This window comes from Streptomyces sp. NPDC012466, assembly GCF_042955215.1.
In the GTDB taxonomy this organism is placed as follows: domain Bacteria; phylum Actinomycetota; class Actinomycetes; order Streptomycetales; family Streptomycetaceae; genus Streptomyces.
This window is the reverse complement of the sequence record NZ_JBIBEQ010000015.1, coordinates 127131-152037: the sequence shown is the minus strand read 5'-3', so window position 1 is coordinate 152037 and position 24907 is coordinate 127131. Positions and strand designations below refer to the sequence as shown.

The following is a 24907-nucleotide window of genomic DNA, read 5'->3' as shown; positions in this document are numbered from 1 at the left end:
AAGTACCAGCTCAGGCACCGTGACTGGGAAGCGGCCGAACGCGAGGGCCGCACCATCACCGCGCTGCTGACCCGGCTCAACACCGTCCGGCGGGAACACCCCGCGCTGCACCGGCTCAGGAACCTCCGCTTCCACCACACCGACAACGACGCGCTCATCGCGTACAGCAAGCGCAGCGGATCGGACGTCGTCCTGGTGGTCGCCAACCTCGACCCGCACCACCCCCAGGAGGCCACGGTCTCGCTGGACATGCCGCAACTCGGCCTCGACTGGCACGAGTCGGTGCAGGTGCGCGACGAGCTCACCGGCGAGACCTATCGCTGGGGGCGCGACAACTACGTGCGGTTGGAGCCGGGGCGGGCTCCCGCGCACGTTTTCCACGTCCAGTCCCCGCCCGCCGCGCATGCGAACGGAGGGGCAGAAAAGCCATGACCGTGAACGAGCCCGTGCCGGACACCTTCGAGGACACTCCCGCGAGGGACCGTGACCCGGAGTGGTTCAAACGCGCTGTCTTCTACGAGGTGCTCGTCCGCTCGTTCCAGGACAGCAACGGCGACGGCGTCGGGGACCTCAAGGGCCTGACCGCCAAGCTCGACTACCTCCAGTGGCTGGGCGTCGACTGCCTGTGGCTGCCGCCGTTCTTCAAGTCCCCGCTGCGCGACGGCGGCTACGACGTCTCCGACTACACGGCCGTGCTGCCGGAGTTCGGCGACCTGGCCGACTTCGTGGAGTTCGTCGACGCCGCACACCAGCGCGGCATGCGCGTGATCATCGACTTCGTCATGAACCACACCAGCGACCAGCACCCGTGGTTCCAGGAGTCGAGGAAGGACCCCGACGGGCCCTACGGCGACTACTACGTGTGGGCCGACGACGACAAGGGCTACCCGGACGCGCGGATCATCTTCGTCGACACGGAGACGTCGAACTGGACCTTCGACCCGGTGCGGGGCCAGTACTTCTTCCACCGCTTCTTCTCGCACCAGCCGGACCTCAACTACGAGAACCCGCGCGTCCAGGAGGAGATCCTGGCCGCGCTGAAGTTCTGGCTCGACCTCGGCATCGACGGGTTCCGGCTGGACGCGGTGCCGTACCTCTACGCGGCCGAGGAGACCAACTGCGAGAACCTGCCCGCCACCCACGCGTTCCTCAAGCGCGTCCGCCGCGAGATCGACGCGCAGTACCCGGACACCGTGCTGCTCGCGGAGGCCAACCAGTGGCCCGAGGACGTCGTCGACTACTTCGGCGACTACGCGAACGGTGGCGACGAGTGCCACATGGCGTTCCATTTCCCCGTCATGCCGCGCATCTTCATGGCCGTACGCCGCGAGTCCCGCTACCCGGTCTCGGAAATCCTGGCCAAGACACCGGCCATTCCGTCGAACTGCCAGTGGGGCATGTTCCTGCGCAACCACGACGAGCTCACGCTCGAGATGGTCACCGACGAAGAGCGCGACTACATGTGGGCCGAGTACGCCAAGGACCCCCGCATGCGCGCCAACATCGGCATCCGCAGGCGGCTCGCTCCCCTGCTGGACAACGACCGGCACACGATCGAGCTGTTCACGGCCCTGCTGCTGGCCCTCCCCGGCTCGCCGATCCTCTACTACGGCGACGAGATCGGCATGGGCGACAACATCTGGCTCGGCGACCGGGACGCGGTGCGCACGCCGATGCAGTGGACACCGGACCGCAACGCCGGGTTCTCCACCTGCGACCCGGGCCGCCTCTTCCTGCCGGCGATCATGGACCCGGTCTACGGCCACCAGGTGACCAACGTCGAGGCGTCGATGTCGTCGCCGTCGTCGCTGTTGCACTGGACCCGCCGCATGATCGAGATCCGCAAGCAGAACCCCGCCTTCGGGCTCGGCTCCTACACCGAACTGCCCTCCTCCAACCCCGCGGTGCTGGCGTTCCTGCGGGAGTACGAGGACGACCTGGTCCTGTGCGTCAACAACTTCGCGCGGTTCGCGCAGCCCACCGAGCTCGACCTGCGCGAGTTCGCCGGGCGGCACCCGGTGGAGCTGTTCGGCGGGGTCCGCTTCCCGGCCATCGGCGAACTGCCGTACCTGCTGACCCTCGGGGGCCACGGCTTCTACTGGTTCCGGCTCACTCGAGTCGCATCCCGCATCGGCCGGCGACTGTGAGCCTGCGCCGACGAAAGGAGGCGTGACCATGCCGAAGACCGCATCCCTCCGCCCGAGTCTCACCCGCCTGGCCGAGCCCATGGAGTCGCTCGGCGGGCTGCTGCGCGACTGGCTGCCCCGGCAGCGCTGGTTCGCCGGCAAGGACCGGCCCGTCACCGAGCTCGGCCTGCTGTCGATGACCGAGCTCTTCCCGGGCTGTCTGCACCTGCTGGTCCACGCCGGCCACGCCGGGCACACGGGTGTGCCCTCGCCCGGCGGGGCTCCCCCGGCCGGCGACTGTTACCAGCTGCTCCTCGGCGTGCGGGAGCAGCCGTCGCCGCGTCTGGGGCGGGCGCTCATCGGGCAGGTGCAGGACGGGCCGCTGGCCGGCATGACCGTCTACGACGCGCTGCAGGATCCCCGTTCGGCCCAGCAGCTGCTGGACCGGCTGCGGCACCCCGGCACCGCGGGCCCGCTGCGCTTCGACTGCGACCCGGACCAGCAGGTGCCCGCGGGACTCGTGCCGCGGCTGCTGGACGCGGAGCAGTCCAACTCCTCGCTGGTGTACGGCGACGAGTACATCCTGAAGGTCTTCCGGCGCATCCAGCCGGGCGTCAATCCGGACCTGGAGGTACCGGGCGCGCTGGCCCGTCAGGGCTGTCACCGCGTGCCCGCGCCCGTGGCCTGGTTCCAGACCAGGCACCCGTTCAAGGCCACCCTCGGGGTGCTCCAGCCGTATCTGCGGGACGCCTCCGACGGCTGGACGCTGGGGCTGAACGCGCTGGCCGCCGGGGACGACTTCACGATCCAGGCGCGGGCCCTGGGCGCTGCCACGGCGGAGGTGCATCTCGCACTGGCGTCGGCCTTCCCGGTCGGCGAGCCCGGGGAGAACGGGCGTACGGCGGCGGCGATGACCGAGCGGCTGGACGCCGCGGCGCACTGCGTGCCCGCGCTGCAGCCGTTCGTGCCGGGCCTGCGGACCGCGTTCGCCGCCCTCACCGGCTGCGACCCCGGGCCGCCCGCCCAGCGCATCCACGGCGACCTGCACCTGGGCCAAGTGCTGCGGGCCGGGCGCGAGTGGTTCGTCATCGACTTCGAGGGCGAGCCGTCCCGGCCGCTCTCCGAACGGCGCAGCGCCCACTCCCCCGTGCGGGACATCGCCGGGATGCTGCGTTCCTTCGACTACGCCGCCCGGCAGCGCCGCCCCTGGCGCCCGGAGTGGGCCCGCCGCTGCCGCGAGGCCTACTGCGCGGGCTATGCCGCCCGCGCCGGCTGGGACCCCCGCAAGAAACACGGACTGCTCCGCGCCTACGAGACGGACCGGGCCGTGTACGAGGTGCTGTACGAGGCACGGCACCGCCCCGACTGGCTGCCTGTACCGATGGCGGCGATCGAGCGCCTCGCCGTGAGAGGAGACTGAGCCGTGGCCCTGCGCGACACCTCAATCCCGGAGCCGTCCGGCCCGGTCCCGAGCACGACCGCCCCCGCCCTGAGCCCGCAGGACCGCGGGCGGCTGCTGGCGGGCGCCCACCACGATCCGCACGCGCTGCTGGGTGCCCACCCGGTGCCCGGCGGGGTCGTGTTCCGGGCGCTGCGCCCCTTCGCCCGCGCCGTGAGCGTGGTGATCGGCGGCAGACGCACCGCGCTCGTCTCGGAGGGCGAGGGCCTCTTCTCGGGTGTCCTGCCGCTGGACGCGGTCCCCGACTACACGCTGCACGTGGCCTACGAGGACGGTGAGCAGGAGACGGCCGACCCCTACCGGTTCCTGCCCGCGCTCGGCGAACTCGACCTGCATCTGATCCGCGAGGGCCGGCACGAGCAGCTGTGGCAGGCGCTCGGCGCGCAGCCCATGACCCACGAGGGCGTCAGCGGCACCCGGTTCACCGTGTGGGCACCGAACGCGCAGGGCGTGCGGGTCGCCACGGACTTCACCCACTGGGACGGGACGCAGTTCCCGATGCGCTCCCTGGGCGCCTCCGGCGTGTGGGAGCTGTTCCTGCCGGGCGTCGGTGAGGGTACCCCGTACAAGTTCGAGATCCACTCGCGGCACGGGCATCGCTTCCTCAAGGCCGACCCGATGGCCCGCCGGTGCGAGGAGCCGCCCAACACTGCCTCCATCGTGACGGCCTCGCACTACGAGTGGGGCGACGCGCAGTGGATGGCGCACCGCGCCGACACCCCCGTGCACGAGGCGCCGTTCTCGGTGTACGAGGTGCACCTGGCGTCGTGGCGGCCGGGGCTGACCTACCGCGAACTCGCCGAGGAACTGCCGAAGTACGCCAAGGACATGGGCTTCACGCACATCGAGCTGATGCCGGTCGCCGAGCATCCGTTCCACGGCTCCTGGGGCTACCAGGTCACCGGCTTCTACGCGCCGACGGCCCGGCTCGGCACCCCGGACGACTTCCGGTTCTTCGTGGACGCCTGTCACCGGGCCGGCATCGGCGTGATCATGGACTGGGTGCCGGCGCACTTCCCGAAGGACGACTGGGCGCTGGCCCGCTTCGACGGGGAGCCGCTGTACGAGCCCGGGGACGACCGGCGCGCGGAGCACCCGGACTGGGGCACGTACGAGTTCGACTTCGGCCGCACCGAGGTGCGCAACTTCCTCGTCGCGAACGCCGTCTACTGGTGCGAGGAGTTCCACATCGACGGCCTGCGGGTGGACGCGGTGGCGTCGATGCTCTACCTGGACTACTCCCGTGAGGACGGCCAGTGGGAGCCCAACGCCTACGGCGGCCGGGAGGACCTGGCGGCCATGACGTTCCTGCAGGAGATGAACGCGACGGTGTACCGGCGGGCCCCGGGCGTGGTCACGATCGCCGAGGAGTCCACCGCCTGGGGCGGGGTGACCCGGCCCACCGAGACCGGCGGGCTCGGCTTCGGGCTGAAGTGGAACATGGGCTGGATGCACGACTCGCTGGAGTACATCGCCCACGAGCCGGTGCACCGCAAGTACCACCACCACGAGATGACGTTCTCGATGGTGTACGCCTACAGCGAGAACTACGTCCTGCCGATCTCCCACGACGAGGTCGTGCACGGCAAGCAGGCGCTGGTGTCGAAGATCCCGGGCGACTGGTGGCAGCGGCGCGCCACCCACCGGGCCTACCTCGGCTTCATGTGGGGCCACCCCGGCAAACAGCTGCTGTTCATGGGACAGGAGTTCGCGCAGGGGGCGGAGTGGTCCGTGGAGCACGGCCCCGAGTGGTGGCTGCTCGACGACGGGTATCACTCGGCGGGTGACCACCGGGGCGTGCGCGACCTGGTGCGGGACCTGAACACCGCCTACCGGGCGACGCCGGCGCTGTGGCAGTGCGACACCCGCCCGGAGGGCTTCCGCTGGGTGGCGGTGGACTCGGCCGACGACAACGTCCTCGCGTTCCTGCGTTACGACGCCGAGGGCCGTCCGCTGCTGGCGGTGTCGAACTTCTCCCCCGTGGTCCGGCAGGACTACGGCCTGTGGGTGCCGGGTGACGTCGTCGCCTGGGAGGAACGCCTCAACACCGACGACACGCGCTACGGAGGCAGCGGCGTCACCAACCCGAATCCGGTCAAACCGGAGGACGGACAGGTCCGGATCACGCTGCCCCCGCTCGCCACGGTGTGGCTGACGCCGTTCGCTGTGTGAAGTCCCGTCGTCCCACCAGGTGTCCTACCCGCCTGTGAGGGGCACTAGGTCGTACCACCGGGAGCACCCGGTGGTACGACTCGGCAGGGCCAGAAGGGCGGGCATCAGGTGCGCACCGTTGGAGTGGAGGAGGAACTCCTCCTGGTGGATCCGGAGACCGGAGAACCGCGGGCGCTGTCCGCGGCGGTCCTCGCCCGGGCGGAGAAGGACGACGCGGATCAGGACGTTTTCGAGAAGGAACTCCACGAGCAGATGCTGGAGTTCGCCACCCATCCGCAGTCGTCCATGGAGAGCCTGCGCGCCGAGATCGTCCGCTGCCGCAAGGAGGCCGCCCGGCACGCGGGCGAGATCGGCTGCACCGTGGCGGCGCTCGCCACCTCGCCGCTGCCGGTCAGCCCCGCCGTCGGCGTCGGCCGGCGCTACCAGTGGATGGCCGAGCAGTACGGCATCGCGACCCGGGAGCAGCTCGTCATGGGCTGTCATGTGCATGTGTCGGTCGAGTCGGACGAGGAGGGCGTCGCGGTCGTCGACCGGCTCCGGCCGTGGCTGCCGGTCCTGCGGGCGCTGAGCGCGAACTCGCCGTTCTGGCAGGGCAAGGACTCGGGGTACAGCAGTTACCGCAGCCGGGTGTGGCTGCGCTGGCCGTCGGCCGGCCCGACCGAGATCTTCGGCTCGCCCGAGCGGTACCACCGTCTGATCGCGGACATGGTGGCCACCGGCGCCCTCCTGGACGACGGGATGATCTACTTCGACGCACGGCTGTCCCCGCGGTACCCGACGGTGGAGCTGCGCGTCTCGGACGTCTGTCTGCACTCCGGCACGGCCGTGCTGATCGCCACGCTCGTCCGCGGGCTGGTCGAGACCGCCGCGCGCGAGTGGCGGGACGACCGTGAGCCGCTCGGCCACAGCGTCAGCCTGCTGCGGCTGGCCGACTGGCAGGCCGCCCGGTCCGGACTCTCGGGCGAGCTGCTGCACCCGGCGACCATGCGGCGCATGCCGGCCGAGGCCGTCGTCCGCGCCCTGCTGGAGCATGTCGAGGAGGCTCTCGACAGCACGGGCGACCTCGATCAGGCCCGCGCGGCGTTGGAGGAGCTGCTGCGCGAGGGCAACGGCGCTCAGGTGCAGCGCGCGCTGATGGAGCGCACGGGGAGCCTGCGGGACGTCGTCACCGAGTGCGTCCACCACACGCAGTCGTGAGGCGTCCCGTGCGTCAGGGGTAGGGGTCTCAGAGGATCAGGACGAGGGCGTAGGCCAGGAAGAACGCCGCGATCAGCACCGCGAGGACGATGATCACGGTCAGCGGACCCTTGCCCCAGCCCTTGGTCGGATTGTGCGTCTCCCGCGGCAGCGTCTCCGGCATGCTGCTCTCCGCGGGCGGGGTCTCGCCCGGCGGTACACCGCCGCCGGGCTCCAGACCGGTGGTGCGTTCGGGTTCGGGATCGGGACTGATGTGAGTCATGCCCTCCGTGTCCCCCGATCACGCCGAGATCATCAGCGGGTCCACTTCCGTATTTTCCGACCCCGAAGGGTCTCGACTCGACTACATTCGAGCACCGCCGATGACGGTACCCGTCGGCAACGTCACACCCCGTACTCGTCAGGAGCAGTGCATGCGCGACCTCGCCCTCGCTCCCCCGGCCGTGGCGCCCCTGACCGGCGGGCTCGCCGACAGCGTCTTCGAGACGGCGGACCGCGAACCGGCCCGGCCGATGCTCGCCCGCCGGGCCGATCCCGCCTCCACGGCCTGGGAGGAGGTGACGGCCGTCGAGCTGCGCGACGAGGTCGTGGACGTCGCCAAGGGGCTGATCGCCTCGGGGATCGCGCCGGGCCACCGCGTGGCGATCATGGCGCGCACCCGGTTCGAGTGGACGGTCCTGTGCTACGCGCTGTGGGCCGTGGGCGCCGAGGTCGTCCCGGTCTACCCGACGTCCTCGCGCGACCAGGTGGAGTGGATCCTGCGGGACGCCGGCTGCGTGGCCGTGGTGGTCGAGGACGAGCAGGGCGTCATGACCGTCGGCTCGGTGTGCGCGTCGCTCCCGCTGCTGCGCCACGTCTGGCAGCTGGACGCGGGCGCCCTCGCGGACCTCACCGTCCGCGGGGAGTTCATCCCGATCGCCACCGTCGACTCGATGCGCCGCATCGTGCTGCCGGACTCCACGGCCGTCATCGCCTACACCTCCGGCACCTCCGGTCATGCCATGGGCTGCGCGCTCAGCCACCGCAACCTCGCCGGCCCCTGCGACACGCTGCTGGCGGGCTGGGGGCACACGGCCGCACCGCGCGGGGAGCAGGGCTCGGTGCTCGCGTTCCTGCCCTTCTCCCATGTGTACGGGCTGATGATCCAGGGGCTGTGCGTGCGCGGCGGGCTGCTGATGGGACACCAGGCCGAGCTGAGCGGGGAGGCACTGTCGTCGGCGCTGCGCTCCTTCCGCCCCACGTACCTCTACGCGGTTCCCTCGGTCCTGGAGAAGATCTACAAGAACTTCCTGCGCACCGCGCAGCAGGGCGGCCACGGCGGACTGTTCGAGCGGGCCGCCGACACCGCCCGGGACTTCGCCGCGGCCCTGGAACGCCAGCGCCTGGGCCGGGGGCGCGGGCCCGGATTCGACCTGCGGCTCCAGCACGCGCTGTACGAGCGCACGGTGTACCGCCGGCTGCGGGCCGCGCTGGGCGGCCGGGTGCAGCGGGCGACGTCCGGCGGCTCACCGCTCAGCCGCGAGCTGTCTCTCTTCTACGAGGGCATCGGCATCTACGTGCACGACGGGTACGGCCTCACGGAGACCTCCGGCGGGGTGACCATGCAGCCGCTGGGGCGGGAGAAGTCCGGGACCGTGGGGCAGGCCCTGCCGGGCATGGAGATCCGGGTGGCCGAGGACGGGGAGATCCTGGTGCGCGGCCCGTCGGTGTTCCAGGGGTACGTGGGCGACCAGGCCGCCACCCGGGCCGCGCTGCGCGGCGGCTGGCTTGCCACCGGGGACCTCGGGCAGCTTGACTCGGAGGGCTATCTGACGATCACCGGCCGCAAGAAGGACATCATCATCACCAGCAGTGGCAAGAGCGTCGCCCCGCTGGCCCTGGAGCAGCGGCTGCGGATGCACCCGCTCATCCACCAGGCGGTGGTGGTGGGGGACAACCGGCCCTGTGTGGGCGCCCTGATCACACTGGATCCGGAGTTCCTGGCGCACTGGCGGGCCGGGCTGGCCCTGCAGGGTGAGATGCGGGAGGCGCGGGAGGAGAACGCGCTGCGGGAGGAGGTCGCCCGGGCCGTGGCAGCGGCCAACAGCGTTGTGTCACCATCGGAGTCGATCCGGGTCTTCCGGGTCCTGCCGGAGGCGTTCGACGTGACCAACGGACTGCTCACGCCGTCGATGAAGCTGCGCCGGGACGAGATCGTGCGGCACTATGCGTCCGAGATCGACGCGATGTACCAGTCACGCAGGCGTCCTACCCGGCCGAGCACCTCGGACGAACCGTCGAACTGGGACGATTCGGACAACGTGTTCCGCTGAGCGTGCAACCGGACGCGTAGGCCTCGCCCGGTCGGGAACACGCAACAGTGGCGACGCAAGAGAAAGGACGACAGCCCTGACGACAGCCCTTGCTGACGCCCGGGCCGGAAAGGCGATATGTCAACCGAGCCGCGTGGGGACGACGCCCTGACCTCCGAGGAGATCCCGAGCCGCACGAACAGCTTCGTGGGCGAGCCGCATGACGTGACGGGTGCGCGGCTGGCCGCGGAGGAGTTCCTGCGTGATCTGGCACGCTCCTCCCCGCCCTCTGCCCCCGAGTACTGGGACGACATCCTGCTGGTGGTGACGGAACTGGCCGCCAACGCGGTCCAGTACGCCCCGGGTCCGTTCGCGCTGCGGATGCGCCGGACGTTCGACGGGGTGCATGTGGTCCTGCACGACACCAGCACCACCGAGCCCGCCCCTCGCCCCTTCGACCCGCGCAGCGGTGGCGGGGGCATCGGCTGGCACCTGATCCACACCCTGTGCGACCAGGTCAGCGTGGTGGCCGACGACCACGGCAAGGACGTGCACGTATTCATGCCCTGGTGAGCCGAGCGTCACGGGCGCAGCGCGCCCGTGACCGGCTCAGACCTGGGCCGCCTCGCGGGGCGGCAGCCGGTCGTAGTAGTCACCCACGGCCCGCAGATACTCCTGGTCCCGCGTCTCGCTGTCCGTCTGGAAGCGGGGCGCGGCCTTCGCGTCTCCCCTGCTGCAGGCCAGTGTCACCTTCCTCGCCTGCGTGTCGACGCCGGTGACGACTCCGGCCGGGACCAGGACGCTGCGGCCGAACACCCAGACCCCGGTGTCGACGACCAGGTGCCGCATGCCGTGCGGGGCGGCCTCCCGGTCCACGTGCCCGATCGTGCCGTCGGTCGCGGCGACGGCGAAACCGGTCAGGTCCTGTCCCTCGGTGCGACCGCTGTCCGGCGCGTACGACCAGATTCTGTCGATGGCCACGCTGTTCCATCCTCCCTGGCGATGTGCGGATCGTCATGCCTCCGGCGGACGCATCCCGCCCGCCTCGTTCCACAGCAGCAATTACCCTCCTGCCGCAAGCGCATTCGGCGAACACGCCTGCTACCGCAAGTCGTCCTGCGACCCGGTCCCGAGGATCTTCGGACCGGGATGCATGGAGGACGGTTTCCGGGGTAATCGCGGGGGCGCGGTGACATCCGAAGCCCGTCGATGAAGGGAGGCGCATGAGAAACGGCATTCGAGTCCGGAGAACGACCGGAATCCCCTCGCACCGCGGTCATCCCCAGAGGTGACCAGCCCGTGGCCGTAGCACTTGTTGGAGGTACCCGTGCCCCTCGCCCAGAACCCGCTGTCCGTGGAAGTCGAACTGCCCCGGGAGGACGTGGCCCTGATCACGGTCGACGGCTACCTGGACGTCGACACCGCGACCGAGTTCCAGGCCCATCTGGCCAATCAACTCCACCACGGCCGACGGCATTTCCTGCTCGACCTCTCGTCCGTCCCCTTCATGGACTCGTCCGGGATGAACATCATCCTGAGGGTGTACCAGGAGACCCGTAAGACCGAGGGCAGCGTGCACGTCATCAGCCCGACCCCTGCCGTGCGGCGCATCCTCGACCTGACCGGCGTCAGCATCACGGTGCCGATATCGGAGAGTGTCGACGAGGCTCTGACCCGTGTCGACGAAGGGCCGAGCGTCCCCGAGGAGCCGGGAGACCAGAGCCTCTGACCAACCGGCTCCCCCTCGGGCACGGTGACGTCGAAGAACGGTCGGCCGGTGCCCTCGCTCCGCCCTGCCCGAACGACGGCTCACCCTTCACGCGCCGATACCCGGACGGTGGCAACCGCCGTTCCCCTGAACCGGATCGCTTGCACCGGAGCAGGTGTCGTACGAGGTCGGCGCATGGTTAGAGTTGTCGCCCGGCAAGTGTCACATCGCCGTCTCGTTGCCAGAAGCGGGCTCGGTCGACGCAACGCGGATGAGGAGAGAACCAGGTGCCGGAGCACGAAGCGGACGGACAGCTCGCCACCCCCAGCCACGAGGTCAGGGACTTCCTGCACCGCCGGCGTGAGCAGATCGCCCAGCGGTGGGCGGACGAGCCCTTGTTCCGCACCGTGTTCACCGTCTCGCGCGACGAGGCGGTGGAAGCGGGCAAGGCCGTGGTCGACGCGCTGGCCCAGGTGGCCGACTCTGAACAGGTGGAGGACCCGGACGCCGCGGGATTCAGCGGGGTGCGCGAGCAGCTGGCACGGATGGGCGTGGCCCGCTCCCGTGCCGGGCTGTCCAACACCCAGGTCTCCAGCGAGCTGGCCGCCCTGCGGCCGCCCGTGGAGAATCTGCTGGCCGCCGATCTCGAGCAGGCGCCCCCCGAGCACCTGCGGGCGTCTTCGACCGCCCTGACCGTGCTGATGGGCACCCTCCGGCTGGTGGCGATGCAGACGGCGCTGAGCGAGTGGCAGGCGCTCAGCGACCGCCAGCGACTGCAGCTGATGGAGGTGGCCACACCCGTCATCCGGCTGTGGGACGGCGTCGTGGCCGTACCGCTGATCGGGACGCTCGACAGCGCCCGCAGCCAGATCGTGATGGAGACGCTGCTGAACGCCGTCGTCGAACAGCACGCGCGGTTCGCGATCCTCGACATCACCGGGGTGCCGACGGTCGACTCGCTGGTGGCGCAGCACCTGATGAAGACGGTCGCCGCGGCGCGGCTCATGGGCGCCGAGTGCATCGTCTCGGGCATCCGCCCCGCCATCGCCCAGACCATCGTGCATCTCGGACTGGACCTGGACGTGATCACCCGCGCGAGCCTCGCCGACGCGCTCGGGTACGCGCTGCACCAGCTCGGCGCGGACATCGTGAATTCGGGTACGGGCCAGCGGTGAACGACGCCTACCCCCACCCCGTGACCGGCCACGTGCCGGTCCTCCGGCTCGGCGACGTCCTGCTGGTCACGCTCCAGGGCGATCTGCACGACAGCACGGCGCAGCAGCTCCAGCAGGACCTCTCGGAGACCATCTCCCGCACCGGGGTGCGCGGGGTCCTCATCGACATCTCCGGTGTGGAGATCGTCGACTCCTTCCTCGGCCGGGTGCTGGCCGAGATCGCCGCGCAGTCCAAGTTGCTGGCCGCGCGCACCGTGGTGGCCGGCATGCGCCCGGCCGTCGCCATCACCCTGGTCGAACTGGGTCTGACGCTGCCGGGGCTCAGCACCGCGCTCAGCACCGAGGCGGGCATGGAGCTCCTCGCCCGGCAGGCCCCGGTGACCCGTCCCGGCAGCCCGCGTCAGGAGAGTCCGTGATGCACACTGCCGCGGGCGTGGAGGCCTGCTTGCCCATCCGGTCGGACATGGACCTGGTGTGGGTGCGTCAGCACGTACGGCAGGCCGCTGCCCGGCTCGGCTTCGGCCTGGTGGACCAGACCAAGCTGATCACCGCGGCCAGCGAGCTGGCCCGCAACACCCTGGTGCACGGCGGTGGCGGACAGATGGAGGCCACGCAGGTCAGCAGCGCGGGTGCGCAGGGGCTGCGGCTGTCCTTCAGCGACGACGGGCCGGGCATCGCGGACCTGGACCAGGCGCTGAGCGACGGCTACACCTCCGGCGGCGGTCTGGGCATGGGGCTGAGCGGTGCGCGGCGCTTGGTGCACGACTTCGACATCGACACCACGCCGGGTACGGGCACCACGGTGCGCGTGACCTGCTGGGTGGGCCGGCCGCCGCGTCCGCGCGAGGAGGTCTGATGCCGCGCGTGTGGGACGTGCCGGTGCGCGACTCGACCCGGGTGCGTGACGCGCGGGTCGCGGCGGAGGGCGCCGCCGCGCTGGCCGGGCTGGACGAGCGGCGTACCGCGGCCGCCGCGCTGGTCGCGACCGAGCTCGCCACGAACCTGCTGAAGCACGCCGAGGGTGGTCAGGTGCTCATCGAGGTCGTGGCCCCACCCGTGCTGCGGGAGGGCGGTGAGGCGTCCCGGGTGGTGCAGATCGCCGCGATCGACCACGGCCCGGGCATCCCCGACGTGTCCGCGGCCCTGCGCGACGGCTTCTCCACGACCCGTTCGCTCGGTGCGGGCCTGGGCACGTGCCGGCGCCTGTCCGACGACTTCGCCCTGCACAGCGCCCCCGGCCGCGGCACGGTCGCCGTCGCCCGCGTGAGCACGACCCCCCGGGGCGCGCAGGCGCCGGGGCGGTTCGAGGGCGGGATCTCCGCCGGCGGACAGTGGCCGGGCGGCGAGCCGCCGTTCGGCGCGGTGGCCTGCGGCGCGCTGACAGGCCACGCGGCGGTGCCGGGCAGTGCGCCGGACTTCACCGGGCCGGCGCAGGGGGCAGCGGGCGGCCCCACGCCGGAAGCCGGCCCGGCGCAGGGCGTCGGGCACGGGCCGTACGGAGTGCCGGGCCAGGAGCTCCGGCGCACCGGCGCCACGGGGCGGCGACCCGAGCCGCAGGCGGCACGGGCCCACGGCCTCGCCCACGCCGGCACCCCGGGGACCGGCTCGGCACCGTCCCACGAACCGGCCGACGCCGTCACGTTCGGCACCCCGAGGACGAACACGCCGGCAGACCCCGCGGCTCCCGCTCACGGCCTCCCGGCCCCCGGGACGGCCCGGCAGAGCCGTTCCCTTCCCGGTGCCGGGGTCCGGGCCGGTGGGGTGAACATCCCCTACGGCGGCGCCGAGTACTCGGGAGACGCCTGGGCGTGGGTCCGGGACGGGGACCGGGTGACGTTGATGCTGGCGGACGGACTGGGACACGGGCCGGAGGCCGCGCATGCCTCGTCCGCCGCGGTCGCGGCCGTGCACCGGTGGGCCCACCTCTCCCCCGCCGAGTCGCTGCGCCGGCTGCACGAAGCGCTGACCGGCACGCGCGGCGCGGCCGTCGCCCTCGCCCAGCTCGACCTGCCGGCCCGGCGGCTCCGGTTCGCCGGCATCGGGAACGTGGGGGCGCGGCTGCGCACCGACGGCACCTGGCGCGCCCTGCTGTCGAGGCCCGGCATCGTCGGGGTCCACCGGCCCACCACCCTCCGCGAGGAGGAGGCCGACTGGACGGGCGACCCGCTGCTGATCCTGCACACCGACGGTCTGCCCAGTCGCTGGACGCCGCCGTCCGACCCCGGGCTGCCCGCGGCGGACCCGGCCGTGACGGCCGCCGTGACGATACGCGACACCAGCAGTCCCGCCCGGCCGGTGCGGGACGACACCGCCGTGGCCGTGCTGACCTCGACCCCGCCGGAACGCCCATGATGCGCACTTGGCAGATCACCACCGTCACCGACGCGGCCCGCGCCCGCATCTCGCTCGCGCGCCTGGCCGCCGCCCACGGTGTGCCCACCGTCGAACGGACCCGGCTGGCCACCGGCCTCAGCGCCCACCTGCGGCAGTGCCTCACCAAGGGCGGCACCTGGCGGCTCACCATGGACCTGGCGGACTCCCCCGCCGAGGAGGGTCTGCTGCACCTCGTGGTGACCCCGTCACCGGAGGCGTGCGCCGCCGGGGAGCCTCTCTGGGAGGCCACCGTCCCCTGCCCCGAGACGGCCGGGGCCACCGAAGGCGGCACCGTCGCCGACGACCCCGCCGCCCTGTCCGAAGCGCTGCTCGGCGCCGACGAGGACACGGCCGTGGTGCTGGAGAAGCTCACGGAGCAGGAGGACCTGGTCTCCTTCCACCGCGAGGAGCTGCACCAGACCAACCAGGGCGTCCTGGCGCTGCACGCCGAGCTGGACGCGGCCGGCCGGGCCCAGCGCGAGGCCTTCGCCGCCGAGCGCAGCGCCCGCAACGAGGCGGAGAGCGCCCGGCGCAGGCTGACGTTCCTCGCGGACGCGAGCGCCGTGCTGACGGCGTCGCTGAACCACGAGGAGATCGTGCGCCGGCTGCCGGACCTGCTGGTGCCGGAGTACGCGAGCAGTGTCGACGTCTGGCTCTTCGACCAGGAGGAGGACAAGCACCGGTCGGCGCCGCATCCGGCCGCGGCCGTGTTCGCGGCCCGCACCGGGCGGCCCCAGTACGCCGCCGACCACCCCGGCAACCTGCCCGGCGTCGACGACCAGCCGCCGTCGGCGCTGGATCCCGGGCGGCCGCTGCTGTGCGTGCCGCTGCCGACACGGCGGGCGCCGCTGGGCGTCCTGACGCTGTCGCCGCCCGGGGGGCGCTGGGACCCGGACGACGCGGTGATGCTGATCGAGCTCACCCGGCGAGCCAGCATCGCGATCGACAACGCCCGGCGCTTCGAGCACAACCGCGACATCGCCGAGACGCTCCAGCGCGCCCTGCTCACGGACCTCCCGGCCACACCGGGCCTCAGCCTGGCCGCGCGGTACCTTCCGGCCACGCACGGGCTGAACATCGGCGGCGACTGGTACGACGCGTTCCCCCAGCGGGACGGCGGTCTCATCACCGTCATCGGCGACGTCACCGGGCACGGGCTGCACGCGGCGGTCATGATGAGCCAGCTGCGCACCGCGCTGCGGGCGTACGCCGTCGACGGTGACAGCCCGGGCCGGCTGCTGACCCGGCTGCACCGGTTCCTGCACCATCTCCAGCCGGATCTGTACGCCACCGCCGTCATCGCCCGGTTCCACCCGGACGAGCCCACGCTGACCTGGGCCGCCGCGGGGCATCCGCCGCCGGTGCTGCGCCTGCCCGACGGCACCGTGCGCACCCTCGACGCCAAACCCGGCGCGATGCTCGGCATCCCGCTCACCCAGGAGATCGCCGACCACACGGAGGAGCTGGAGCCCGGCTCGACCCTCGCCCTGTACACGGACGGGCTGGTGGAGCGGCGGGCGCAGGGCATAGACCCGGGCATCGGCCGGCTGGCCTCGGCGCTCGGCGGATTCCGTTCCGCGGAGCTGGACGCGGACCTGGAGGGCTCGGCGGACCGGCTTCTGAACCCCCTGCTGAGCGATTCCGAGCGGGACGACGACGTCTGTCTGCTGCTCTGTCACTTCCAAGGCGGCGCGCACTCCTGACGGCGGCTCCGGCCGGCCGGGTGTGCACGCGTTCTTCACTCCCGCCTGGTGCTTTTCGGCCACGGTGCGGGCATGGTGGTGATCGACGCGTTCGTCTGCCTGCCGCGTCCGACTGGCGCGACGGCCGGACACACGGTGGGATCGAAGGGGTGCGAACCAGCGATCCAGGGGCAGTCGGAAGGCGTTCGAGGCAGACCGCCTGGAGCCGCAGAAAGGGATGAACACCGTGACACGACCCAGGATCCTGGTGGTTGGCGCAGGCTTCGCCGGCGTGGAGTGCGTCCGCCGTCTGGAACGGAAACTCTCCCCGGACGAGGCCGACGTCACGTTGGTGACGCCGTTCGCCTACCAGCTCTACCTGCCGTTGCTCCCCCAGGTAGCCTCCGGCGTGCTGACGCCGCAGTCGATCGCCGTCTCGCTGCGCCGCAGCAAGAAGTACCGCACGCGGATCATTCCGGGCGGCGCCATCGGCGTGGACCTGAAGTCCAAGGTCTGCGTCATCCGCACCATCACCGACGAGATCGTCAACGAGCCGTACGACTACATCGTGCTGGCGCCCGGCAGCATCACCCGCACCTTCGACATCCCGGGGCTGACGGACCACGCGTTCGGGATGAAGACCCTCGCCGAGGCGGCGTACATCCGTGACCACGTCATCTCACAGCTGGACCTGGCCGACGCGAGCCAGGACCCCGTGGAGCGGGCCTCCCGGCTGCAGTTCGTGGTGGTCGGCGGCGGTTACGCCGGCACCGAGACCGCGGCGTGTCTGCAGCGGCTGACGCACGCGGCGGTCAAGCGCTACCCGCGGCTGGACTCCAGCCTGATCAAGTGGCATCTCATCGACATCGCGCCGAAGCTGATGCCGGAGCTGGGCGACAAGCTCGGCAGCAGCGCGCAGGAGATCCTGCGCCGGCGCGGCATCGAGATCTCCCTGGGCACCTCCATCGCGAAGGCCGGCCCCGAGGAGGTCACCTTCACCGACGGGCGGGTGATCCCGACCCGCACGCTCATCTGGACCGCCGGCGTCGTCGCGAGCCCGCTCATCGCCACGCTCGGCGCGGAGACCGTCAAGGGACGGCTCGCGGTCGCCCCCGAGATGAACCTGCCGGGCAACGACGGCGTGTTCGCGCTCGGCGACTCGGCCGCCGTGCCCGACCTGGCCAAGGGGGACGGGGCCATGTGCCCGCCGACCGCGCAGCACGCCCTGCGGCAGGGCAGGCATGTCGCCGACAACGTCATCGCGTCGCTGCGGGGCCAGGTGATGAACCCGTACGTCCACAAGGACCTCGGGCTCGTCGTCGACCTCGGCGGCACCGACGCGGTCTCCAAGCCGCTGGGCGTCGAACTGCGCGGGCTGCCCGCCCAGGCCGTGGCCCGCGGCTACCACTGGTCGGCGCTGCGCACCAACGTGGCCAAGACGCGGGTGATGACGAACTGGCTGCTCAACGCGGTCGCGGGTGACGACTTCGTACGGACCGGCTTCCAGGCCCGCAAGGCCGCGCGGCTGAAGGACTTCGAGTACACCGACGCCTATCTGACGCCGGAACAGGTGCGGGAGCAGGTCGAGGGTTCGGGCCGGCCGCGGTAGACCGGGCCGGACGGGAGCTTGCGCTCGTGGCATGTCATGCTGAGATACGGATCTTGGTGTGAGTCGGGAGAGAGTGCGACGGAGTGAGGGCAGCGGGACGCGCGGCACGGGGACGCGTGCGGGACCGGATCGCGGCGTCCGACCCCGGACTGCTGCGTCTGACGGCCGGGTTGCGGACGGTCGGCGCGATCGCTCTCACCCTGGCCGTGCTCTCCCTGCTGGGGGCCGATGTGCACCTCCTGGTGGCGGGGGCCATGGCGGCGATGGTCGCCACCTTCGCCATCCGGGAGAAACAGCCGGGCGCACAGGCCGTGACGCTGGCGCTGGGGCTTCCGGTGGCCTTGGCCTCGGTGTCCCTGGGCGCGGTCCTGAACGCGCGCCTGGTCGTCGGTGACGTCTTCTTCGTCGTCCTGATCTTCTGCGCGGTCTACGGCCGCCGGTTCGGCGACCGGGGCACCGCACTCGGGCTGATCGGCTTCCAGGTCTACTTCCTGTCCCTGTTCGTCGGTGCCACCGTCTCCGCGCTGCCCTCGCTGTGCGCGGCCATGGCCCTGGCGTTCTGCTCCAGTGCCCTGATGCGCTTCGCGATCGTGCCCGCGACACCCGCCGGCGTGCTGCTGCGACTGCGCCTGGCCTTCCGCGCCCGGCTCGCCCAGCTGGTCGCCGCGCAGCTCGAACTCCTCGACGCCCCCGCGGACGAGATGGACAAGGCGCTGGGGGCCGTGCGCGAGGGCACCGCACGGCTCCACGAGACGGCGATGATGATCCAGGGGCGGCTGGAGGAGGGCACCCCGGACGAGTCGGCGGCACGGCTGGTGCAGCGCAGGATCGCGGACGCCGAGATCGCCGCCGAGCGGCTCGGCCTGCTCCTGCTGACCGCCCGCAGCGCCGAACGGGCCGACACGCTCACCCTGCACCTGCCCGGTGCGCCCGCTCCGTCGCCGGCCGGTCCTGCCGTACCGGACGAGGCGGGCGCCACGCTCCGCCGCGATCTGCAGGCGCTGCACGCCCTGGTGCTGCGGGCAGGCAGCGGCGACACGGGGACCGGGCTGGCCCATGTGCGCAACCGGCTGCTCGGCTACCGGGACGAGGAGAACCTGCCGCCCGCGTCGGCCGCCGTCCAGGACGTCTTCCGCGGCATCGGCGAGTCGGCCCGCGCGGTGCTCGGGCTGCGGATCGCGCTGGACGGCCCGCAGGACGAGTCGGACGACACCCCCGCCACGGCCCGCTCCCGCGAGGAACTGGACGCCGAGGACGCCGCGATCGACGGCGGCGGCGAGGAGGCGGCGCAGGAGGAGCAGACGGGCCTGCGGCGGCCCACCACGCGGGCGGCCGTGCAGGTCGCCGTCGGGTCCTCGCTGGCGATCATCGGCGGGGAGCTGCTGTCCACGCAGCGCTGGTACTGGGCGGTGCTGACCTGCTGGATCGTTTTCCTGAACACCGCCTCGACGGGCGAGATCCTGGTCAAGGGCTACCGGCGACTGCTGGGCACGGTGTTCGGCGTGGTGGCCGGCATCGTCCTGGCGGGACTGGTCGGCACCCACACCTGGACGGCGTTCGCCCTGGTCCTGGTGCTGATCTTCGCCATGTTCTACACGGCGCCGTTGTCGTACACCCTGATGTCGTTCTTCGTCACCGCGATGCTGGGGCTGCTCTACACGCTGCTGCACACCTACAGCCTCGACGTGCTCGTGCTGCGGATCGAGGAGACGGCGCTCGGCGCGGCGTGCGGGGTGGTGGCGGCGGCACTGGTCCTGCCGGTGCAGACGGACCGCCGTACGAACGAACTGCTCGGCACCGTGCTGGAACGGCTGGCCGAGGTCACCGAGGCCGCGGTCGGGCAGCTCAGCGGCGGGCCGGCGGACGAGCTGCTCGACAAGGCACGCGACCTGGACCAGGCGCTGGCCGATCTGCGGGCCGCTACCCAGCCGCTGATCCACCCGGTCACGCCGCTGCGGACCCGGCGTCACACGGCCCGGTACGTGGTGGCGCTGCTGGAGACGTGCGCGTACCACGCGCGGACCCTGGCGGCGACCGCCGAGCTGCTGCCCACGCACCCCTCGATCGCGGCGGACCCGCGACTGCGCGGGGCGGCCGGGCGCACGGTGCGCAACATCGGGACCATCGCGGCCCGGGTGGCCGACGAGCACGCGGACGTGCGTGTGGAGACCGGACCGAGCATCGCCTCGCTGCTGGGGTCCGACGCCGGAACGCCGCGCTACGGCCGGATCACCGACCGCGTGCTGCGGCATCTCGAGCGGCTGGACGAGGCCGTGGTGGGCCTCGCCCGGCCGCTGGGCGTGCCGATGGCGGCACCCAAGGCGTGAGAGGCGCGCAGGGGGTGAGAGGCGCTGTCCGTCAGAAGTCCGTGGGCAGCCCGCTTGCCTCGGCGATGCCCCGCAGCTCCTCGGTCTGCTTGTGCCGGTCCCGGATGTAGTCGGCTATCTCGCCGAGGCGGATCGGGTCGGACGCGGTGGTGGCGTCCGTGACGATTCTGACCGGGCCGGTGTCGTCGACGTCGAGTTCGACCACCTCGTTGTCCAAGCGGCCGGTGACGGCGGTGGCGATGACGAGGGCCACCTCGTCACGGACCTCCTGGGGGAGTTCGTCATTGGCCCCGGAGTCGAGCGCGAAGTCGAGGCTGGACAGGCGTTCCTCTTCGATCGCCTCGAGGACGGGTTCCACCGCGCGCATCAGAAGGCGGTAGTCCTCCGTGTCCATCCGGATGCGCAGGAGGTCCAGGTACATGTCCACGGGCCGGCCATCGCCATGCGGAATCTCGGAATCGCTCATGGGCATCGTGTTCCCCACACGACGCGACTCAGACGCGTCGCCACCGGGCCATGGCGAAGGAGAACACTCCGAACAGCACCAGCCCGGCCGCGACGCAGACCAGCAGCCAGGGGCCGAGCGGGGTTTCGGCCAGGGAGCGCAGGGTGTCGTCCAGCCCCTTGGCCTTGTCCGGTTCGTAGTCGACGGCGGCGCGGACGGCGAAGACGCCGGCCACCGCGAAGACCAGTCCGCGGGCGGCGCCACCGGCCACGCCCGTGACGTCCACCAGCTGCCGCGTACGGTGGCTCATCTGCCCCAGCCGGAGCTTGTCGTGGTACTTGCGCATCACCGCGCGTACGGCGATCCAGCCGCCCGCCACCACGATCGCGATGCCGGCGGCCCCGACCAGCCACTGGCCGGCGGGAATCTCCAGAACCCTGGCGGTGGCGTCCCGGGACTGCTTGTCGCTGTTCCCGCCGCTCTGGTGGCGGCTGATCGCGAACGACAGCACCGAGTAGGCGACGAAGACGTAGAACGCGAAGCGGGCCGTCGCCATCAGCCGCTTGCGGGCACTGCGGCCGTCCTTGCCGATCGAGCCGAAGAGCGCCTCGGACAGCCGCCACAGGGCCATACCGACGAGCCCGATGCCCAGCGCCCACAGCAGCACCGCGCCGAACGGCTTCTGCGCCAGTTCCTGCAGGGCTCCCCCGCGGTCGGCCTGCCGGCCGGTGTCGCCGAAGGCGATCTGCAGGGCCAGCGCCCCGACGAGCAGATAGATCACGCCCCGGGCGGCGAACCCCGCCCGTGCCGCCCCCTCGGTCATCGAACCCCGGGCCATCCGCCGGGCCCGGAACCGACCGCTCTGTGCCATCGCACTCGTGTTCATGTCGACCTCCCGGGAGTCCGGATGCCCCGGGTCGGCGTCCACACACCCGGCGCAGCTCCCGGACCAGCGGATTCCGGTTCGCGGCCGAGCGCGGCCCTCCCAGCGGCACGGCGGCGTCACTTCCGTCACGGCCTCAGGACCGCCGGAACCTCGCTCCGCGGCCTGCGCAGCCGAGGGCGTGCAGGTGCTCCAGGGCGTCCAGGACCACCGTGCGGTCGTGCCAGGCGAGCCAGCGGCCCGCCTGGCCGCCGATGGTGTCGAGGGCCTTCTTCTGGGCCGTCGTCAGGCCGTCGGAGGGCCGGTCCATGTGGGCCGAGACCATGCCGACGCAGAGCCCGGACTCGGTGGTCAGCGGGACGCTGTGACAGGCCCTGCTGCCCGCCGCGAGGATGGCCCTGCGGGCCGGTTCGGTGAAGACCGGGTCGCTCTCCACCTCGCGGACGGTGACCTGGCAGACGTCGCGCGCGGCCTGCGCACAGGACGTGCCGTCCTCACCGACGTGGGCGAAGAAGTCGACGAAGTCGGCCGTGAGGCCGGTGTGCTGCTCGATGCGCAGACCTCCCCGTGCCCGGTCGGGGAGCTGCACGTTGCCCATGTCGGTGCCGGTCACCATCAGGGTCGAACGCAGCACGGCCTTCAGGACGGCACCGCGGCTGCCGGAGCCGGACCGGTGCGCCTGCGTGAAGGTCAGACCGGGTTCCGGTCCGCGGACGCGCTCCGGGAACCACAGCGTGTCCTGCCCGTCGGGGCGGGGCGCCGTCACCAGGACGTCGGCGAGTGTGCGCAGCTTGACGTTGTACCGCTGTGAGGCCATCTGCATCAGCGCGAAGGCGCTGTCGGCGTCGGGCAGCGTGTAGCGCTCCTGCAGCATGCCCTGCGCCTGCGAGATCAGCGGGCGTACGCGGGCCCGGGCCCGCAGGTCGCGCACCTCGGCACGCAGGCGCTCCAGCTCGTCGTCGGCGGCCGCTGCCCGCCCGGGTGTGGACATGGGTCTCCTGGTGTCAGTGGCATGACGCGGACGGGCCCGGCCGCGGCTTCCGCCGTCGGCCGGGCCCTGGTCCTGCCTCGTCTTCCCCGTCGTGTCAGTGGCACACGCGGATCAGGCGGGCTCCGTGGCCGGCATGCGCCGTCCGGCCGTGGCCACGGCCGGTTCGCGCTGTACGGCCGTCGCCGCGGCGGGTTCGCGGACCGGTGCGGGTGCGGTCGCGAGCCACTGGTGGGCGGCTTCCAGGGCGCGCTTGACGTCCCGGGTGCCGGTGGACACGCACAGCGTGTACGCCAGGTCGCGCGCTCTGGGGTTCAGCTCCGCCGGTCCGCGGACGGCCTCGGCGGCGGCCAGGGCCTCGTACTCGTCGACCAGTCGGCGCAGCACGGCGGGGTGGGGCCTCAGCATGGTCGTTCGCTCCTCGTGGGGTCGGATGGTCAGGCCGTGGTGGAGGGGCCGCCGCTCCCCCGGGTGCCCGTCCGCTGCCCCAGGACCTCGTCGCGCACACGGGCGCAGCTGCGGCTGATGAGGCGGGAGACGTGCATCTGGGAGATGCCGAGGTGGTCGGCGATACGGCTTTGGGTCATGTCCTCGAAGAAGCGCATGTAGAGGATGGCCCGTTCGCGTTCCGGCAGCCGGCGCAGGCCTTCCTTGGCGGACTCGCGGTCCACGACGACGTCGTAGGACGAGTCGGCCGCGCCGAGGGTGTCCGCGAGGCTGTAGCCGTCGTCGTCGGCCGAGAGCTCGGCGTCCAGCGACAGGGTGCTGAAGCTGTCCAGGGCCTCGAGCCCGGCGTTGACCTCTTCCTCGGTCAGGCCGGTGTGGGTGGCGATGTCCGCCACGGAGGGCTCGGGGCTGCCCGGGTTCTGGGTGAGTTCGCGGCGTGCCACCCGCACCTTGTTGCGCAGTTCCTGGACACGGCGGGGGACTCGCAGGGCCCACATGCGGTCCCGGAAGTGCCGCTTGACCTCACCGGTGATGGTGGGGACGGCGTAACTTTCGAAGGCGCCCCGGCTCGGGTCGAACCGGTCGATGGCCTTGACCAGGCCCAGCGCCGCGACCTGCCGGAGGTCTTCGATCGACTCTCCGCGGTCGCGGAAGCGGCCGGCGATGCGGTGGGCCATGGGCAGCCACAGGGTGACCAGTTCGTCGCGGACGGCGTCCCGCTCGGGACCATCCTCCAGTTCCGCCATCCGGGTGAACAGGGCGGCGGTGTCGGGGGCGTCGTCGTGACGGCGCCGGGGAGCGGTGGTCGTCGTTTCGGGCGTGCCGGGACGATGGGTGGGCGTTTCGATGAGCATGCGGATTCGCTCCTGAACGGTGGTTTCAGGGACTGACCGCGGGAAGGTCGCTGCCCGGATGCGCCTGGACGCCCTCCGGGGCAGTCATACCGCTCCCGCTGGCGCGCCTCCGGTCCGAAGCACGAAACTGCGTCTGCCCTAGGCCCGGTGGAACAAACTCCGCTTTGCTGAGCAATCTGTCGGGCGCCGTTTCACGGGCGTCAGGACAAGGGCACGACGGCGGTGATGCACTTGCCCCCGGCAGGCAGGTCCGACACCCGGACGTCGCGGGCGAGCCGGCAGACGATGGGCCAGCCGTGGCCGCCGTGCCGCAACCGTCCGTGCGCGTCGGTGCGGGGCGCGGTCACGGGCAGCGCGTCGCTGCGGTCGCTCACCGAGACGCGCACGCCGGGGCCGTCGACGTCGACCTGGAAGTCGGTGACACCGCCGCCGTGCAGGATCGCGTTGGTCGTCAGCTCCGAGACGACGAGCAGCGCGTCGGACAGGGCGTCGCGGTCGCACGGTATGTGGGTGGCCCGGCAGCGCTCGGCGACGGCTCGCTCCACCGCCCGGCGTGCCTCTGCGGGTTTGGACGGCCGGGCACGGTGGCCACCGGGCGGCTCGAAAACGGATTCGATCATGTGCTCCTCGCACATACTGCAGCTCCCTGTCAGCACAAACGGATGCCGGGCCCGGACCGCGTCCATGGCCGCCCGCCCCGGACTGGCCGGGGCCGGCGGACCCGTTGCCCCTCTTCGACCTGCCGCGGCGTTCCGGGCGCGCACCGCGCAAGCGCCGCGGTCGTACTCAACGGCTCACCTCTCCCCGCACCTGCAAACCTCGGATACGCCCGGAAGGCCCGAAAACACCTCTGGCGGCCGTGACTCGGTGCCATCTCCCTGCGCTGAACGGGTACGCGGTGTGCATGACCGATGTGGTGGATTCAGACGAGTTGCTGCGGCGCATCCAGCGTGCGAGGGAGTGCGCGGTCCAGGAGGAACGAACGTGGCGGACCAGGAGCGAGGAGCTGGACGCGACCGACCCCCAGGGGGCCCGGGACGCGACCGTGCGGCGGATGTCCTACGAGGCGGTGCTGCGGGTGCTGGACGAGATCGTGGCCCCCGGCTCACACGCGCCCGGAGGCTGACCGGGTGACGGCCGACCGCCGGGGGGCCGGGCCGGATTGCGCGGG

At 72.0% G+C, this 24907-nt stretch carries 23 protein-coding genes and 2 pseudogenes; 17 read left to right on the top strand and 8 right to left on the bottom strand.

All coding sequences use genetic code 11. The features are described from left to right. The 5 genes from ACFY9E_RS37965 to ACFY9E_RS37945 form a co-directional block, all read left to right on the top strand. On the top strand, positions 1-432 hold a 432-nt coding region (locus ACFY9E_RS37965; protein ID WP_390992680.1), incomplete at its 5' end, for a DUF3459 domain-containing protein. After that, complete coding sequence (treS, locus tag ACFY9E_RS37960; protein ID WP_390992677.1) at positions 429-2147, top strand: maltose alpha-D-glucosyltransferase; 1719 nt, start codon at positions 429-431, stop codon at positions 2145-2147. The genes ACFY9E_RS37965 and treS, both read left to right, overlap by 4 nt. A 28-nt stretch (positions 2148-2175) precedes the next feature. Beyond that, positions 2176-3546 carry a maltokinase gene (locus ACFY9E_RS37955; protein ID WP_390992674.1) on the top strand — a complete coding sequence of 457 codons (1371 nt, stop codon included), beginning with the start codon at positions 2176-2178 and terminating at the stop codon, positions 3544-3546. Between the two features lie 3 nt (positions 3547-3549). After that, the gene (glgB, locus tag ACFY9E_RS37950) at positions 3550-5757 is read left to right on the top strand and encodes a 1,4-alpha-glucan branching protein GlgB (protein WP_390992671.1); all 2208 of its coding nucleotides are present in this window, start codon (positions 3550-3552) and stop codon (positions 5755-5757) included. A gap of 108 nt (positions 5758-5865) precedes the next feature. Further along, positions 5866-6954: a glutamate--cysteine ligase gene (locus ACFY9E_RS37945; RefSeq protein WP_390992669.1), complete on the top strand. Its 1089-nt coding sequence runs from the start codon at positions 5866-5868 to the stop codon at positions 6952-6954. A gap of 28 nt (positions 6955-6982) precedes the next feature. Here the strand turns inward: ACFY9E_RS37945 and ACFY9E_RS37940 are convergent, their stop codons facing one another. After that, a complete protein-coding gene (locus ACFY9E_RS37940; RefSeq protein ID WP_390992666.1) occupies positions 6983-7216 on the bottom strand; it encodes a DUF6480 family protein in 234 nt (77 codons plus the stop codon). Positions 7217-7367: 151 nt separating this feature from the next. On the opposite strand from ACFY9E_RS37940, the gene ACFY9E_RS37935 reads away from it, so the two are divergent. Together ACFY9E_RS37935 and ACFY9E_RS37930 are read left to right on the top strand one after the other, a co-directional pair. After that, complete coding sequence (locus tag ACFY9E_RS37935) at positions 7368-9266, top strand: AMP-binding protein (protein ID WP_390992663.1); 1899 nt, start codon at positions 7368-7370, stop codon at positions 9264-9266. 117 nt (positions 9267-9383) lie between these two features. Next, positions 9384-9818: an ATP-binding protein gene (locus tag ACFY9E_RS37930; RefSeq protein ID WP_390992660.1), complete on the top strand. Its 435-nt coding sequence runs from the start codon at positions 9384-9386 to the stop codon at positions 9816-9818. Positions 9819-9854: 36 nt separating this feature from the next. Here ACFY9E_RS37930 and ACFY9E_RS37925 read toward each other — a convergent pair whose 3' ends face one another. Further along, entirely contained in the window at positions 9855-10226 is a 372-nt protein-coding gene (locus ACFY9E_RS37925; protein ID WP_390992658.1) for a PRC-barrel domain containing protein, read from the bottom strand. A 346-nt stretch (positions 10227-10572) separates the two neighbouring features. Between ACFY9E_RS37925 and ACFY9E_RS37920 the strand changes: the two genes are divergently transcribed. The 9 genes and pseudogenes from ACFY9E_RS37920 (at position 10573) to ACFY9E_RS37880 (ending at position 20119) form a co-directional block, all read left to right on the top strand. Further along, complete coding sequence (locus ACFY9E_RS37920; RefSeq protein WP_390992655.1) at positions 10573-10974, top strand: anti-sigma factor antagonist; 402 nt, start codon at positions 10573-10575, stop codon at positions 10972-10974. Positions 10975-11240: 266 nt separating this feature from the next. Next, positions 11241-12128, top strand: a complete 888-nt coding sequence (locus ACFY9E_RS37915; protein ID WP_390992652.1) for an RsbRD N-terminal domain-containing protein — start codon at positions 11241-11243, stop codon at positions 12126-12128. Then, positions 12125-12544, top strand: a complete 420-nt coding sequence (locus tag ACFY9E_RS37910; protein ID WP_390992650.1) for an STAS domain-containing protein — start codon at positions 12125-12127, stop codon at positions 12542-12544. The genes ACFY9E_RS37915 and ACFY9E_RS37910 overlap by 4 nt, the downstream gene beginning before the upstream one ends. Then, a complete protein-coding gene (locus ACFY9E_RS37905) occupies positions 12544-12984 on the top strand; it encodes an ATP-binding protein (RefSeq protein WP_390992647.1) in 441 nt (146 codons plus the stop codon). The genes ACFY9E_RS37910 and ACFY9E_RS37905 overlap by 1 nt, the downstream gene beginning before the upstream one ends. Then, a pseudogene (locus ACFY9E_RS37900) lies at positions 12984-13367 on the top strand (ATP-binding protein); the annotation flags it as partial. The gene ACFY9E_RS37905 and the pseudogene ACFY9E_RS37900, both read left to right, overlap by 1 nt. A 450-nt stretch (positions 13368-13817) precedes the next feature. Further along, positions 13818-14480, top strand: a pseudogene (locus ACFY9E_RS37895) (SpoIIE family protein phosphatase); the annotation flags it as partial. Then, positions 14477-16204, top strand: a complete 1728-nt coding sequence (locus tag ACFY9E_RS37890; protein ID WP_390992644.1) for a SpoIIE family protein phosphatase — start codon at positions 14477-14479, stop codon at positions 16202-16204. The pseudogene ACFY9E_RS37895 and the gene ACFY9E_RS37890, both read left to right, overlap by 4 nt. Positions 16205-16421: 217 nt before the next feature. Next, a complete protein-coding gene (locus ACFY9E_RS37885) occupies positions 16422-17792 on the top strand; it encodes an FAD-dependent oxidoreductase (RefSeq protein ID WP_390992641.1) in 1371 nt (456 codons plus the stop codon). A gap of 83 nt (positions 17793-17875) precedes the next feature. Then, positions 17876-20119, top strand: a complete 2244-nt coding sequence (locus ACFY9E_RS37880) for an FUSC family protein (RefSeq protein ID WP_390992638.1) — start codon at positions 17876-17878, stop codon at positions 20117-20119. Positions 20120-20150: 31 nt separating this feature from the next. Here ACFY9E_RS37880 and ACFY9E_RS37875 read toward each other — a convergent pair whose 3' ends face one another. The 6 genes from ACFY9E_RS37875 to ACFY9E_RS37850 all read right to left on the bottom strand — a co-directional run bounded on the left by ACFY9E_RS37875 (position 20151) and on the right by ACFY9E_RS37850 (position 24371). Beyond that, the gene (locus ACFY9E_RS37875) at positions 20151-20585 is read right to left on the bottom strand and encodes a hypothetical protein (protein WP_390992635.1); all 435 of its coding nucleotides are present in this window, start codon (positions 20583-20585) and stop codon (positions 20151-20153) included. A gap of 28 nt (positions 20586-20613) precedes the next feature. After that, positions 20614-21450 carry a DUF1206 domain-containing protein gene (locus ACFY9E_RS37870; RefSeq protein WP_390992632.1) on the bottom strand — a complete coding sequence of 279 codons (837 nt, stop codon included), beginning with the start codon at positions 21448-21450 and terminating at the stop codon, positions 20614-20616. A gap of 133 nt (positions 21451-21583) precedes the next feature. Next, positions 21584-22438, bottom strand: coding sequence for an ANTAR domain-containing protein (locus tag ACFY9E_RS37865; RefSeq protein WP_390992629.1), 855 nt, complete (start codon positions 22436-22438; stop codon positions 21584-21586). 111 nt (positions 22439-22549) lie between these two features. Next, positions 22550-22843: a DUF5133 domain-containing protein gene (locus ACFY9E_RS37860; protein ID WP_390992626.1), complete on the bottom strand. Its 294-nt coding sequence runs from the start codon at positions 22841-22843 to the stop codon at positions 22550-22552. A 29-nt stretch (positions 22844-22872) separates the two neighbouring features. Then, positions 22873-23736 carry a SigB/SigF/SigG family RNA polymerase sigma factor gene (locus ACFY9E_RS37855; protein ID WP_390992623.1) on the bottom strand — a complete coding sequence of 288 codons (864 nt, stop codon included), beginning with the start codon at positions 23734-23736 and terminating at the stop codon, positions 22873-22875. A 200-nt stretch (positions 23737-23936) separates the two neighbouring features. Continuing rightward, complete coding sequence (locus ACFY9E_RS37850) at positions 23937-24371, bottom strand: ATP-binding protein (protein WP_390992620.1); 435 nt, start codon at positions 24369-24371, stop codon at positions 23937-23939. Between the two features lie 269 nt (positions 24372-24640). Here ACFY9E_RS37850 and ACFY9E_RS37845 point away from each other — a divergent pair, with 269 nt between their 5' ends. Continuing rightward, positions 24641-24862, top strand: coding sequence for a hypothetical protein (locus tag ACFY9E_RS37845; RefSeq protein ID WP_283969158.1), 222 nt, complete (start codon positions 24641-24643; stop codon positions 24860-24862). The last annotated feature ends 45 nt before the right edge of the window (positions 24863-24907 follow it).